A 13,806-nucleotide genomic window follows, 5' to 3' on the forward strand; every position below is an offset into this window, starting at 1 on the left:
GATTCCCCGATGGCAGACCAGCGCGCCGAACTGACCTGGACGGACGAGCAGATCCCGATTTCGGACCGGTTCGACGATCCATATTACTCGCTCCAGAACGGGCTGGAAGAGACACGGCATGTGTTTCTGACGGGCAACGATCTGCCCGGTCGCTTCGCGCCGGGTTTCCGAATCGCCGAGCTTGGATTCGGAACCGGCCTGAACATGCTGACGGTCTGGTCCGCGTGGGAGGCATCGGGCCAAACGACGCCTCTGAGCTTCACCAGTTTCGAAGCCTTTCCGATGGATCCTGCAGACATGGCACGCGCACTGGCATGTTTCCCAGAGCTTCAACCCTGGAGCAGCCGGTTTCTGGCGCATTGGCAAGGTGGCGAATGCGATCTTGGCACACTGCACCTGAAAGTGATCGAAGGCGACGCGCGTGAAACCCTGCCCGCTTGGTCGGACATTGCGGACGCCTGGTTTCTGGACGGGTTTTCCCCGGCCAAGAACCCGGAGTTGTGGCAGTCGGACCTGATAAAGCAGGTCGCCGGTCACACTGTGGCTGGCGGAACAGTCGCGACATATACTGCGGCCGGTTTCGTGCGGCGTGCGTTGACCGAGGCCGGGTTTTCAGTCACGCGTTCGCCCGGATACGGGCGCAAACGGCACATGACACGGGCGATCAAAGAATGAGTCAGCAGAACAACGTGCGGGCCGGGATCGCCCTGATGGTCGCGGCCACAATCGTCTTTGCGTTGCAGGACGGGATTTCGCGTCATCTGGCCGGAACCTACAACACTTACATGGTCGTGATGATCCGGTATTGGTTCTTCGCGGCATTTGTCATCACCATCGCGGCCCGTGCACCCGGCGGGCTGAAGGCGGCAACACAAACCAGCCAGCTTGGGCTTCAGGTCATCCGGGGCGTGTTGCTGGCGGCCGAGATCTGTGTGGCCGTTTTCGGATTCACGGTTCTGGGGCTGATCGACAGCATGGCCGTTTTCATCTGTTATCCCCTGCTAGTGGCCGCGCTCAGCGGGCCGGTTCTGGGTGAAAAGGTGGGCTGGCGGCGCTGGTCTGCGATCGGGGTAGGATGCATCGGAGTCCTGATCATTCTCGAACCGGGTGTTGGCGTCTTCAACCCCTGGGCTGTCATTCCTTTGATTTCGGCCCTGATGTTTGCGGTCTATGGATTGCTGACCCGATACGTTGCCCGTCGCGACAGCACGGCCACCAGCTTTTTCTGGACGGGTGTCGTCGGGGCGGTGGCCATGACGCTGGTTGGCATGTGGTTCTGGGAACCGATGGCCCAGGCGGACTGGTTGTGGATGGCACTATTGTGCGTCAGCGGCGTGACAGGGCATTGGTTGCTGATCAAATGCTATGAAATGGCGGAAGCCAGCGCAGTTCAGCCCTTTGCCTATTTCCATCTGGTCTGGAGCGCATTGTTGGGCATTTCGATATTTGGCGAAACGCTGCGCCCAGCTGTTGTCGTGGGCGCGGCGCTTGTCGTGGCGGCAGGTCTGTTCACCCTATGGCGCGAAAGACGCCAGGGTTGAGCCGGTAAGTTCCTGCGAAAACGGAATGGGCAGGGCCGGCTTGCCCAGACGCGCGCGATAGACGGGCATGCTTTCCGCGACGCGCATGACATAGTTGCGTGTTTCGCTGAACGGGATGGTTTCGATCCAGTCGATGACGTCGACCTCTCCGGCGCGGGGATCGCCAAAGCGTTCCATCCACGAAATCGGACGCTTGGGTCCCGCGTTGTACCCGGCCGCCATCATGACCACGTTGCCGTTGAACTCGGCGGCCAGCCCGGACAGGTAGTTCGCCCCCAACTTGGCGTTGTATTGCCAGTCCGATGTGAGGCGTCCGGTCTGATGGCCGCTGAGGATACCCATCTCCTGCGCGACCAGCTTGGCGGTGGCTGGCATGACCTGCATCAAACCACGTGCGCCGGCTCCGCTGACCACGACCGGGTCAAACTCGCTTTCCCTGCGGGCAATGGCTAGGGTCATTTCTTTCGCCATGGGCAGGCCCATATCGGCCACCGGATGGACAGGGTAGTAGGCCGCAGGCAGAACCGATCCTGTTCTGGCGGCGCGCTTGGCGATCATGACTGCCAGATGTGGCTCCTTGAGTTCCAGCACCAGATCACCCAGTTGACCGGCCTCAACCGGATCGAGACCTTCCACCAGATGGGTCAGAAACTGTTCTGTCAGATTATCTTCGCCGGCTCGCAGCAGCAGAAGCCCAGCTTCCAATACACTGGAATTCGCAAACCCGGCCTGTTTCCAATGCGGTGCACGGCGCGGGTTGGCCAGCTCGCTGTCAAACGGGCGCCCGATGCGCTCGGCAGCCAGCAGGCCATAGAAGGAAGTTTGGTAATCCGCGCCGATTACGTAGGCGTCATAGGCCTTGTCCGCATCGCCCTGCGCCGCATAGGCCCGGCCCAGCCAATAGCCGCCGCGCCCTTTGGAAATTGGCGACTGAACTGCGGCCGAGAAATTCTGGAAATGGCGCACGGCCGTATCCGGATCGTTCAGTTTGCGCAGCGCGAGGAACCCGGCGAGCCATTCCAGATCCGCGTAACCATAGCCCATTTCGGGCGTCATGTGATGGTTGGCCGCCACGTCATAGGCGCGTGCGATATTTCCGTTGCGCATCTCCAGCCGCGCCAGCCTGCGCCGCCCTTCGGCCCATTTGTCCGGCTCGCCCAACGCCTGTGGGCTGGTCGAGCGTTCCAGCATCAAATCGATGGCGCTGTCGTCAAGTTCCTTGCGGTCCCGCCATACGAATCGGTCGAAGGCCAACCCGGCTGACGACGCCAGCGAGTCCGGTACTGCCGAAATCTTTGCATCCACACCGGGCTGGCGTTTTTGCAGCGCGATTCTGGCTTCGGCCAATTTGCGTTCATCCGCACTGACCAGCGGCAACATCTGATCAGCGCTAACCAGATGCCCGTCCCAGAGCATACGGTCCAGCCGGGCCGCGTGATGCGGTTTCAGCAATTTGCCGAAGTTTTCCAGATAGTCCTTCTGCAAACCCGACCCCATGGGCATCGTGCGCCAGGCCATCACGATATCCGCCTCGGCATCGCCCCTGCGACCCTTGGCCATCAGGGCAACCGCGAAATTCAAGGCACCCTCAGCGGTTTGCGGCGGTGAGCCGTCGTAGAACTTCAATACCCGGTCCGGGTCGGCCCCGGTGAACGAAGGTTCGCTTTTGCGGCGCAGCCACCCCAGTCCGGGCCAGTCCGACCGGCGGTCGAGAAACACAAGTACATCGCCCGAACTGCCAAAGCCGCTGCGCAACCAGTGCCAGACGATGATGTCACGAGACACCGACCCGCGCGTTCCTGCGACGCGCAGGGCCTCGTTCCAGTCGCCTTTGCGCATCTCGTTCAGCGCGGCGCGCAGGTCCGCGGCGGCATCCGCGCGCGCCTGAGCCGTCGAACAAAGAATCACGGTGATCAATACCGCCAGAAAACGTGTCATCCCTTGCATTTCCCAACCAACCAAGGATACAGCCATTCAGGATAAACCTTGCGCCGCCGGGATCAACTCACAAACCGAAGATTGTGATAAAGGGTGGCGCGTTCACAGCAAACTGTACGCTAAGGAGCGTTCCATGTTCAAAGGCTCGATGCCAGCACTCGTCACCCCGTTCCGAAACGGTGAGTTGGACCTGGACACGCTCAAACATCTGGTGGAATGGCAGATCCAGGAAGGTTCGACCGGGCTGGTACCTGTGGGAACCACGGGCGAAAGCCCAACGCTCAGCCATGAAGAACACGAAGTGGTGGTGGAAGAGGTCGTCAAGGCCGCTGCCGGCCGCGTACCGGTCATCGCGGGTGCCGGATCCAACAACACGGTCGAAGCGATCCGGTTCGTGCAGTTCGCCGAGAAGGTCGGCGCGGCTGCGGCTCTGGTTGTCACGCCGTATTACAACAAGCCGACCCAAAAGGGTCTGATTGCCCATTTCAGGGCGTTGCATGATTGCGCGGGTATTCCGATTGTCATTTACAACATCCCGGGCCGCTCGGTGATCGACATGACACCGGCGACAATGGGCGAACTGGCACAGCTGTCGCGCATTGTCGGGGTGAAGGATGCAACCGGCGATCTGGCGCGGGTCAGCCAGCAGCGGGCAAGCTGCGGTACCGATTTCTGCCAATTGTCCGGGGAAGATGCGACCGCTCTGGGCTTCAACGCGCATGGCGGGGTCGGATGCATCTCGGTGACGGCAAACGTGGCCCCGCGCCTGTGCGCCGAATTCCAGCAGGCGACCCTTGCAGGTGATTACGCCAAGGCGCTGGCCTATCAGGACCGTCTGATGCCCCTGCACGAAGCAATCTTCATCGAACCCGGCCTTGTCGGCGCCAAATACGCGCTCAGCAAACTGAACCGTTGCAGTGAAGACGTGCGCTCTCCCCTGACAGGGCTGGACAGCAGCACAAAATCCGCCATCGACGCGGCAATGGCCCACGCCGGACTTCTCTGAACGCGTTCGAGACGAAAAAAGGGCGGAATTCACCGGGTGAAGCCGCCCTATTTCTTTCCGGTATCCGGACTTCTTTGGTTCGAAATTCCCCCGGTGGTGGACTGAGCCTATGGTTCAGGAGGGGGCTGGCCCCCTCGTTTCAACGCTTGCCGTAATACAGTCCGACCACATGCTCTGCCTGAGCGAAGAACAACCAGCGTGATACGGCAACGCCAGCCAGGTGCGACAGCACCGCCAACAGCACAAAGAAATGGCTGAACGGCAATACCAGCAACACAACGGGGACCAGGAAGGCCAGCGTGAACGAAATGATCCGCAGCTTTTCGGCGTGTTTGCGTCCGACCACATGCACGAATTCGCGCAACAGGTAGTTGGTCCCGGTATGCGGCGGTTCAAACGCCCGGACGGTCCCCCTCGACCCAAGCCCGGTTGCGGTGCCCAGATCGGTCCCTGAAGCCGCAAGGGCTTTGTCGCCCCGCACCCAGTACAGAATCTGAACCAACCCGGCAATCATCAGCAGGGGACGGGCCAATCCCGTCTGTCCGGCCAGCAAGGCGCCGCCAGCCAGGCTGAAGGTAAGAAACATGAGCGGGGTCAGTTTCATGTTCCAGCGTGGAATGGTTTTCAGCTGGGTATAGATCATCGAGGTGGTAAACACGGTCGCCAGTGAAAACAGCGCCCCCAAGGCGCCCAGAACGCTCCAGCTCTGGCCCAGAAAGACCGCGCCAAAGGCATAGAGGCCCATAAAAACCAATGCGATGACCGCGCACCAGCCCTCACGCGAAAGCCAGCTTGATCGCCATTGGGTGAACGCCTTCAGCGCGCGTTCGGGGTGGCCCAGATGGAAGGTCGACGCCATCAGGCCGCCAACGGCCAGACCATAAGCGATAGCGTAGAAAACAAAAGCCACCCAGCCGGTGACGTCCGGGCTGCCAAGGCCAAGAAAGAACAGCAGGCCAAAACCAAGGCCGGACAGCGTGGTGAAGATGATAACGGAAGGTGCCGGATGCATCAGAGCTTCTCCAGAGTTTTGTCGAGCCAGCCCAGAAAGCCCTTAGGTTCTTCGGCGACGGGTGCCAGAAGCGGTGCCAGGATGTCGATCTGTTCTTCGACAGTGTCCTTCGGGCGCGGCGGCAGGTATTTGTTGACGGGCTTGGTGCCCATTTCCGGCATCAGATCCATGCCATCCCGTTCGGCGACCAGTTTTGATACATCGCTGTTCGGATCACCCAGATCGCCAAAATGCCGGGCCCCGGCGGGGCAGGTACGCACACATGACGGGATGCGATCCACCTCGGGCAGGTTGTCGTTGTAAATCCGGTCGACGCAGAGGGTGCATTTTTTCATCACCCCTTCGGCCTGATCCAGTTCGCGGGCGCCGTAAGGGCAGGACCATGCACACAGGCCGCAACCGATGCAGTCGCTTTCATTGACCAGTACGATTCCATCCTCGACCCGTTTGTAGCTGGCTCCGGTCGGGCAGACGGTGACACAAGGCGCGTCTTCGCAGTGCAGGCAGGATTTGGGGAAGTGGATCAGCTGGGCGTGCCCTTCGGCAGGCTGCACCTCGTAGGAATGCACGCGGTTCAGGAAAGTCCCCGACGGGTTGCCGCCATAGGCATCCTGATCCGACAAAGGCGCGCCATAGTTTTCGGTGTTCCAGCCTTTGCAGGAAATCACGCAGGCGTGGCAGCCGACACAGGTGTCCAGGTCGATCACCAGACCCATCTTGCGCTCGGTTGACTGAGGGAGTTGGGTCATGTCATTGGATCTCCGCTGCCGGGGAGGGGGCCAGCCCCCTCTTGAGCCTCCGGCTCAATTCACCCCCGGGATATTTCTGGCCAGATGAAGTTTGGACCTCGGTCATTTGCCCACCTTCCATGCCAGATCGGTCGGACCGGTTCCGACAGGTGATTTGATCGGTGGGAAGGCCGGCTGGCTTTCCGTCATTTCCTGCGGCGCGGCTGCTTTTTCGATTTTGACTTTCAGATCGAACCATGCGGCCTGCCCGGTGATTGGATCGGAGTTTGCCCAACGCAGCCCGTCACCTTTCGGGGGCAAAAGCTCGTGGATCAGATGGTTCAGAAGGAATCCCTTGGTGGCCTCGGGGGCGTCCTCCTGCAGGGCCCACGCGCCTTTGCGTTTGCCAATGGCGTTCCAGGTCCAGACAGTATTGTCGTTCAGCGCCGCCATTTCCATCACCGGCACGGTGATTTCACCATGCGGAGACGTGACTTTGGCCCAGTCGCCGTCCGACAGGTTGTGTTCTCGCATCAGTTTGGTCGGCACATAGAGCGGGTTGCGTCCGTGCAACTGGCGCAGCCACGCATTCTGGGTGCCCCAGCTGTGATACATTGCCATGGGCCGCTGGGTCAGGGCGTTGACGGTGAACCCCTCGTTCCCGGTCTGATCGGTTTCGTACCAGATCGGCAAAGGATCCATCGTGTCCTTGATGCGCTGGCGTAGATGATCGGGCGGTTGGCGCTCGCCATGCCCTTCGGCTGCCAGTTGGAATTTTCGCATCGGCTCGGAGTAGAGCTGGAACAGGTATGGTTGTGGACTGTCATAGAGGCCCAGGTTGACGGCCCAGTTCTGATAGGCGCTGTTCCAGGGTTTGTAGTACAGCGCCTCATCCGGCACATGTTCGACGTAGAACCCGCCGTTTTCAATGTAACGGTCCAACTGATCCGGGTTCACCTCGCCGCGCCCGGCCTGATCGCCGTTCTCGCCGCGGAAGCCGGCCAGCGGGCCAATGCCCGGCTTGCGCTGGTGGTTGACCATATAGTCGGCGTAATCGGTGTACTTGGCGGCGCCGTCTTCGTTCGTAAAGCCGGGCAGGCCCAGCTTGTTGGCAAGCTGGATCAGAACCGTCTGGAACCCGCGCACATCCCTGTCAGGCTCGATCACCGGCCAGCGGATGGCGTCTGCGGCGCCGTCCGCCTCGCAGATCGGGCGGTCAAGCAGCGAAATGCAATCGTGCCGCTCCAGATAGGTGGTGTCGGGCAGGATAAGGTCGGCATAGGCGACCATTTCCGAGGAATAGGCGTCGGAATAGATGATATGCGGGATCACATATTCGCCGTTTTCATTCTTGTCCGTCAGCATGTCCATGACACCCTTGGTGTTCATGGTCGAGTTCCAGGACATGTTGGCCATGTACATGAACAGCGTGTCGATCTTGTAGGGATCGCCGGCATGTGCGTTCGAGATCACCATATGCATCAGACCATGGCTGGACATCGGGTTTTCCCAGGTGAACGCCTTGTCGATCCGCGCTGCGCTGCCGTCGGCCTTCAGCGCCAGATCATCCGGACCGCGTACAAAGCCCAGATGCGGGCCGTCCAGCGGTGAGTTCGGTGTGACCTTGCAGTGTGGCGTCGGGTGTGCCTCGACCGGTTTGGGGTAGGGCGGTTTGAACCGGAAGCCGCCGGGCACCTCGACCGTGCCCAGAATGATCTGCAGCACATGCAGCGCCCGGCAGGTCTGGAATCCGTTGGCATGGGCCGAGACGCCGCGCATCGAGTGCATGGCGACGGGGCGGCCGATCATCTTGTCATGTTTCTCGCCCCGGAAATCGGTCCATTCCTGATCGATCTGGAAGGCCTCGTCAAAGGCGACGCGGGCGAGTTCCGCTGCAATGGCGCGGATGCGCTTGGCGGGGATGCCGCACTTTTCGGCGATGGCTTCGGGGGCGTATTCCTCGCTGAGGTATTTCTCGGCCATCAGGTGGAAGACCGGGCGGTGGGTGACGCCGTCTTTTTCGTAGGTGGCCGACAGGTCTGGGCGCACGCCGGGTTTGTCAAAGGCGGTCAGTTCGCCGGTTGCACGATCAATGACCAGCGGTTTGCCGTCTGTATCGCGCAGGAACAGGCCCTGTTCCGGCCCGTCCGAGGCGTTTACCAGCACAGGCGCGTTGGTGTAGCGGCTGAGATAGTCCAGATCGATCTTGCCGGCTTTCATGAGCACATGGATCATCGACAGGATGAACAATCCGTCAGTGCCGGGTGTGATGCCAACCCAGTCGTCAGCAACAGCGTTATAGCCCGACCGGATCGGGTTCACGCCGATCACCCGCGCGCCGCGCGCCTTGATTTTGCCGATGCCCATCTTGATCGGGTTGCTGTCATGGTCTTCGGCCACGCCGAACAGCATGAACAGCTTGGTGTGATCCCAGTCGGGCTGTCCGAATTCCCAGAATGCGCCGCCCATCGTGTAGATGCCGCCAGCTGCCATGTTGACCGAGCAGAACCCGCCATGGGCTGCATAGTTACAGGTGCCGAAATTCTGCGCCCAGAAGCTGGTGAAGGATTGGGACTGGTCGCGGCCGGTGAAAAAGGCCAGCTTCTCGGGGTTGTCTTCGCGCAAGGGCTTCAGCCAGCCGACGGCGATGTCCAGCGCCTCGTCCCAGCTGATTTCTTCGAACTCGCCCGAGCCGCGCGGCCCAACCCGTTTCAACGGTGCGCGCAGCCGTGACGGCGCGTTGACTTGCATGATCCCGGCACTGCCCTTGGCGCACAGAACGCCCTTGTTCACCGGGTGATCGCGGTTGCCTTCGATATAGGCGACCTTGCCGTCTTTCATGTGCACATTGATGCCGCAACGGCAGGCGCACATATAGCAGGTGGTCCGCCTGATCTCGTCCGAGACCTTGGGAGAAGTGTCTAGGATCGGCTGCTGATGCGTCATTGGCGGGTCCTGTCGGTTGTGTCGGGATGAACTTGTCACTTTCATTCCGAATTGAGAACACCGTTCTGCGAACGGCGCAAATATAAGTTCTATGTTCCGTCGGCCTGCAGGGCGGTCACGGCGATCATCTGAGTCACATCCTCGGCGCTGCAGCCGCGTGACAGGTCGTTGGCCGGCTGTGCCAGCCCCTGCAAAACCGGGCCGATGGCAGAATATCCGCCAAGGCGCTGGGTGATTTTGTAGCCGATATTGCCCGCGTCGAGATTGGGGAAGATCATGACGTTGGCCTGACCGGCCACAGACGATCCGGGGGATTTGCGATCTCCGACCGATGGTACGAAGGCCGCATCGAACTGCAATTCGCCGTCGACCTCAAGATCTGGTGCCGTCTGCCGCAGGGTTTCGGTGGCTTCGATGACCTTGTCCACAGCGGCGTGTTTCGCACTGCCCTTGGTTGAAAAGCTGAGCATGGCGATTTTGGGATCAACACACAGCAATGCCCGCGCGGAGTTGGATGATGCGAGTGCGATCCTGCTCAGCTCTGCAGCGCTGGGATCGATCACAAGGCCGCAATCGGAATACAGCATCGCCCGCGCGCCGGGCATTGCGTTTTCTGGCGGGTACATCAGGAAGAATGAGGACACCATTCCCGCGTCCGGCGCCATGCCGATCACCTGAATGGCCGTCCGCACGATATCACCGGTGGTATGGACAGCACCGCCAACCGTTCCGGTGGCGCGCCCGCTGCGAACCAGCATGGCGGCATAAACCAGAGGAGATTCGGCGGCTTTTCGGGCTTTGGCCTGATCCACGCCTTTGTGCTGGCGCAGTTCGAAATAGGTTTGGGCAAACTCTTCGGTCAGATCCGAAGTTGCAGGGTCGTGTATCGTCACGCCATCTGATGCGGACGCGCCCAGGTCTTTCAGAGTGGCTTCGATGTCGGCGTGTACGCCGACCAGAATGACATCGGCCAGTTCAGCCGCATGGGCGGCTAGCGCCCCCGCAACAATGCGGGGATCACTGCCTTCGCATAAGGAAATTACAGGTCGGGTTGCCGGGGCGCGCTGACGCAACAGCTCGATGGGTGTCAGGGTCATGCGCTCCGGCTCCGTCCTGCAATTACACGATCTGTTCGCGCATGTCGTCTGCGGACACACCGGCAACGGCGACGGGTTTCTTCATCGCGTCACGGCGGAACGGTTCGCCCAGTTCCTGGTTGATCAAGGCTTCGATCAGGGTGGTGATGCCGTTCTTCTGATCTTCGATCGCCTGGTTCAGTGCTGCGGTCAGCTCGTCCTGGGTGCGGGCAACGACGCCTTTCAGACCACAGGCCTGCGCGATTCCGGCGTACGAGACCTTGGTGTCCAGTTCGGTGCCGACGAAGTTGTCGTCGAACCACAGGGTCGAGTTCCGCTTTTCCGCACCCCACTGGTAGTTGCGGAAGACGATCTGGGTCACGGCGGGCCATTCGTCACGACCGATGGCGGTCAGTTCGGTCACGGCAATGCCGAAGGCACCGTCGCCCGAGAAGCCAACGACCGGAGTGTCCGGGCAGCCGATTTTGGCGCCAATCACCGATGGCAGGCCATAGCCGCAGGGGCCGAACAGGCCGGGGGCCAGGTATTTGCGGCCTGCCTCAAACGACGGGTAGGCGTTGCCGATGGCGCAGTTGTTGCCGATGTCGGACGAGATGATCGCCTCTTTCGGCAGTGCGGCCTGAATGGCGCGCCACGCCATGCGCGGGCTCATCCAGTCGGGCTTGGCAGCACGGGCGCGTTCGTTCCAGGTGGTGCCCGGATCGTCCTGCTCGTGATCCATCGAGGTCAGTTCCTGCGCCCAGCGCGACTTGGTTTCCGCGATTTTCGCCTTGCGCGCATCGCGTCCTTCATCGCCTGCTGTGTCCGAAAGCTGCGCCAGAATATTGGTTGCAACGGTGGCCGCATCGCCCACGATGCCAACCGAGACCTTCTTGGTCAGGCCAATACGGTCGGGGTTGATGTCAACCTGGATGATCTTGGCGTTTGTGGGCCAGTACTCCATTCCATAGCCGGGCAGGGTCGAGAACGGGTTCAGACGGGTGCCAAGGCAAAGAACAACGTCGGCTTCCTTGATCAGCTCCATACCCGCTTTCGAACCGTTGTAGCCCAGCGGGCCGGCAAACAGCGGATGGGAGCCGGGGAAAGCGTCGTTGTGCTGGTAGCCAACGCAAACCGGCGCGTCCAGACGCTCGGCCAACGCCTTCGATGCCTCGATTCCGCCCTTGGACAGAACAGTACCGGCGCCGTTCAGGATGACCGGGTTCTTGGCTTCCGACAGCAGCGCGGCGGCTTCGGTGACGGCGGATGCGCCGCCCGAGGGAAGTTCGAATTCGACGACGGCAGGCAGGTCGATATCAACAACCTGGGTGAAGAAGTCGCGCGGTACGTTGATCTGTGCCGGTGCCGAGGCGCGCTTGGCCTTGGTGATCACGCGGCTCAGAACTTCGGCCATCCGCGAGGGGTCGCGCACTTCTTCCTGATAGCAGACGCAGTCCGCGAACATGCGCATCTGTTCCATTTCCTGGAAGCCGCCCTGACCCATGGTCTTGTTCGCGGCCTGCGGGGTGACCAGCAGCAGCGGGGTGTGGTTCCAGTAGGCGGTTTTGACGGCGGTGACAAAGTTGGTGATGCCGGGGCCGTTCTGCGCGATCATCATCGACATCTTGCCGGTGGCGCGGGTGTAGCCGTCGGCCATCATGCCGCCCGAGCCTTCGTGTGCGCAATCCCAGAAAGTGATGCCAGCTTTTCCAAAAATGTCGGAGATCGGCATCATAGCCGACCCGATGATCCCGAACGCGTGTTCGATTCCGTGCATTTGCAGGACCTTAACAAAGGCCTCTTCCGTGGTCATTTTCATGTGTGCGCTCTCCAAGCAAAGGTGGAACGGGCCAGGCACCTTGCCTTGCCTTTGCATATGGTTTTGGCGCAAGGGTGGCAGCTGCGTTAGGGCCAGAACGCGCGGCGGAATATGTCCAGAGTCGGGTCGGATCACTCGCCAATAAAAGGTACCGCCGGTCCCCTGTCGCGCCGTTGGCGTCCTTGGGAGGGTGAGGCACAGGGCGATTCTGTTTGAAAGCCGGGCGTCCTAATACGCGCGGATTGCGTCGGCAATCAGCTTGATACCCGGGGCTATGCGATCCGAAGTGATTGACGAATATCCGAGGCGGTAAAAGTTCTGCGGGCGGTCCGGTCCGGAAAAGAATGGCTCGCCCGGTTCGATATGTACGCTTTGGCTTTGCAGGTTGCGCGCAAGCTGTGTCGCATCCACATGGTCGGGTGCCGACATCCATATCGATGATCCGCCCAACATACCGCGACCGGCAACCGTCAGGCCGTATTGTTCTACGGCTTTCTCAAGGGCGTCCCGCCTTTGGGAAAGCGCGTTCGACATGCGTCGGATCTGCGCGTCATAGTGCCCGAGCGACAAGAAATAGGCGGCCGTGCGCTGGATGTGGCCGGGCGGGTGGCGCAGAACCAGCGATCTCAGGGCGCGGGCTTCGCGAATGAAGGGCTCGGACCCGACCATGTAGCCAAGGCGCAAACCGGGAAACAAAGATTTCGAGAAGCTGCCGACGTAGATTACGCGCCCGTCCCGGTCCATGGATTTCAAAGCGGGTGAGGGCGCGCCAAGAAAGGACATCTCGAATTCGTAATCGTCTTCGACGATCATCGCGTTCAGTTGGCGCGCCCTGTTCAGCAGTTCGCCCCTTCGAGACACCGGCATGGTCGCGGTGGTCGGGCTTTGGTGACTTGGCGTGGTGAAGATGACGTCCGTATCGTCGGGGATGATGTCCGGCGAAAGGCCGTCCCGGTCGACCTTCAGCGGTGTGAGCTGACACTCGGAGTGGCTCAACAGTTCGCGGAGGGCGTAATAGCAGGGGTCCTCAATCGCCGCCTTGCGTGTTTTGTTCAGCAGTATACGCGAGGCCAGCCAAAGCGCGTTCTGGGCGCCCAGCGTGATCAGAATCTCTTCTGGGCGCGCCGCGATTCCCCGGCGCGGCAAGGTATGACGGGCAATAAACTCGATCAGCAGGGGATCATCCTGATCCACATAGTCGCCGGTCAGCGAGGCAAAATCCTTGTGACCCAGCGCCCGTACGGCGCACAGACGCCAGTTTGCGTGATCGAACAGGGTTCGGTCTGCCTGGCCGTAGATGAAAGGATACCGGTAATCGCGCCAGTCGCTGGGCTTGGGAAGGACATCGCCTTCGGAGAACCGGCGCGCCAGCGCGGTATTCCAGTCAACATTTTCAGCCCCACGCTGAACCGGAGTGTATTTTGGCGGCACCGGCGCGTTGTTTGAGACGTAATACCCGGACCGCCCTTTGGCAGTCAGGTAGTCATTTGCCAGAAGCTCGGTGTAGGCCAGAGTCACCGTGATCCGGCTGACGCCCAGATGCGCGGCAAGTTTGCGGGACGAGGGCAGTTTTTCGCCAACGTGGAACCGCCCTGACAAGATGCCTTCGGCAATCATCTGCTGGATTTGCGCCTGCAGCGTGCCCTGTCCGTTCAGCTCAAGAAAGAATGTGTCGACCGATATCCCCATAGGGCCTTATAGAGTGGACTTAATCGCGGGGCAATCTGGACTTAACATCTT

At 60.7% G+C, this 13,806-nt stretch carries 10 protein-coding genes; 3 read left to right on the top strand and 7 right to left on the bottom strand.

What is annotated here, in order from left to right; translation table 11 throughout:
* Positions 1–9 precede the first annotated feature (9 nt).
* Together mnmC2 and AC2FIR_RS03155 are read left to right on the top strand one after the other, a co-directional pair.
* Positions 10–675: a tRNA (5-methylaminomethyl-2-thiouridine)(34)-methyltransferase MnmC2 gene (mnmC2, locus tag AC2FIR_RS03150; RefSeq protein ID WP_480813022.1), complete on the top strand. Its 666-nt coding sequence runs from the start codon at positions 10–12 to the stop codon at positions 673–675.
* Complete coding sequence (locus tag AC2FIR_RS03155; RefSeq protein ID WP_170614282.1) at positions 672–1,541, top strand: DMT family transporter; 870 nt, start codon at positions 672–674, stop codon at positions 1,539–1,541. The genes mnmC2 and AC2FIR_RS03155 overlap by 4 nt, the downstream gene beginning before the upstream one ends.
* Here the strand turns inward: AC2FIR_RS03155 and AC2FIR_RS03160 are convergent.
* The gene (locus AC2FIR_RS03160; protein ID WP_496745059.1) at positions 1,515–3,479 is read right to left on the bottom strand and encodes a lytic transglycosylase domain-containing protein; all 1,965 of its coding nucleotides are present in this window, start codon (positions 3,477–3,479) and stop codon (positions 1,515–1,517) included. The two genes, AC2FIR_RS03155 and AC2FIR_RS03160, sit on opposite strands and share 27 nt — an antisense overlap.
* Before the next feature lie 133 nt (positions 3,480–3,612).
* Between AC2FIR_RS03160 and dapA the strand changes: the two genes are divergently transcribed.
* Positions 3,613–4,485 (top strand): 4-hydroxy-tetrahydrodipicolinate synthase, encoded by an 873-nt coding sequence (gene dapA / locus AC2FIR_RS03165; RefSeq protein ID WP_496745057.1) that lies wholly within the window; start codon positions 3,613–3,615, stop codon positions 4,483–4,485.
* Between the two features lie 139 nt (positions 4,486–4,624).
* Here dapA and AC2FIR_RS03170 read toward each other — a convergent pair whose 3' ends face one another.
* The 6 genes from AC2FIR_RS03170 to pdxR form a co-directional block, all read right to left on the bottom strand.
* Entirely contained in the window at positions 4,625–5,497 is an 873-nt protein-coding gene (locus AC2FIR_RS03170) for a dimethyl sulfoxide reductase anchor subunit family protein (protein ID WP_496745055.1), read from the bottom strand.
* Entirely contained in the window at positions 5,497–6,246 is a 750-nt protein-coding gene (locus AC2FIR_RS03175; RefSeq protein WP_170614286.1) for a 4Fe-4S dicluster domain-containing protein, read from the bottom strand. The genes AC2FIR_RS03170 and AC2FIR_RS03175 overlap by 1 nt, the downstream gene beginning before the upstream one ends.
* A 102-nt stretch (positions 6,247–6,348) precedes the next feature.
* Positions 6,349–9,171: a molybdopterin oxidoreductase family protein gene (locus tag AC2FIR_RS03180; protein WP_496745053.1), complete on the bottom strand. Its 2,823-nt coding sequence runs from the start codon at positions 9,169–9,171 to the stop codon at positions 6,349–6,351.
* Positions 9,172–9,260: 89 nt separating this feature from the next.
* Positions 9,261–10,268, bottom strand: coding sequence for a phosphate acetyltransferase (gene pta / locus AC2FIR_RS03185; protein WP_170619273.1), 1,008 nt, complete (start codon positions 10,266–10,268; stop codon positions 9,261–9,263).
* A 22-nt stretch (positions 10,269–10,290) separates the two neighbouring features.
* Complete coding sequence (gene xsc / locus AC2FIR_RS03190; protein ID WP_170614289.1) at positions 10,291–12,066, bottom strand: sulfoacetaldehyde acetyltransferase; 1,776 nt, start codon at positions 12,064–12,066, stop codon at positions 10,291–10,293.
* Between the two features lie 228 nt (positions 12,067–12,294).
* Positions 12,295–13,755, bottom strand: coding sequence for a MocR-like pyridoxine biosynthesis transcription factor PdxR (gene pdxR, locus AC2FIR_RS03195; protein WP_321249500.1), 1,461 nt, complete (start codon positions 13,753–13,755; stop codon positions 12,295–12,297).
* Between the last annotated feature and the right edge of the window lie 51 nt (positions 13,756–13,806).

Source organism: Ruegeria sp. CDSB136, assembly GCF_059610965.1.

Excerpts from the sequence above, each read along its gene's own strand:
- AC2FIR_RS03155 (WP_170614282.1), top strand. The coding sequence starts at position 672 with ATGAGTCAGCAGAACAACGTGCGGGCCGGGATCGCCCTGATGGTCGCG.
- pta (WP_170619273.1), bottom strand. The coding sequence starts at position 10,268 with ATGACCCTGACACCCATCGAGCTGTTGCGTCAGCGCGCCCCGGCAACC.
- AC2FIR_RS03170 (WP_496745055.1), bottom strand. The coding sequence starts at position 5,497 with ATGCATCCGGCACCTTCCGTTATCATCTTCACCACGCTGTCCGGCCTT.
- pdxR (WP_321249500.1), bottom strand. The coding sequence starts at position 13,755 with ATGGGGATATCGGTCGACACATTCTTTCTTGAGCTGAACGGACAGGGC.
- AC2FIR_RS03180 (WP_496745053.1), bottom strand. The coding sequence starts at position 9,171 with ATGACGCATCAGCAGCCGATCCTAGACACTTCTCCCAAGGTCTCGGAC.
- AC2FIR_RS03160 (WP_496745059.1), bottom strand. The coding sequence starts at position 3,479 with ATGACACGTTTTCTGGCGGTATTGATCACCGTGATTCTTTGTTCGACG.
- xsc (WP_170614289.1), bottom strand. The coding sequence starts at position 12,066 with ATGAAAATGACCACGGAAGAGGCCTTTGTTAAGGTCCTGCAAATGCAC.
- dapA (WP_496745057.1), top strand. The coding sequence starts at position 3,613 with ATGTTCAAAGGCTCGATGCCAGCACTCGTCACCCCGTTCCGAAACGGT.
- mnmC2 (WP_480813022.1), top strand. The coding sequence starts at position 10 with ATGGCAGACCAGCGCGCCGAACTGACCTGGACGGACGAGCAGATCCCG.
- AC2FIR_RS03175 (WP_170614286.1), bottom strand. The coding sequence starts at position 6,246 with ATGACCCAACTCCCTCAGTCAACCGAGCGCAAGATGGGTCTGGTGATC.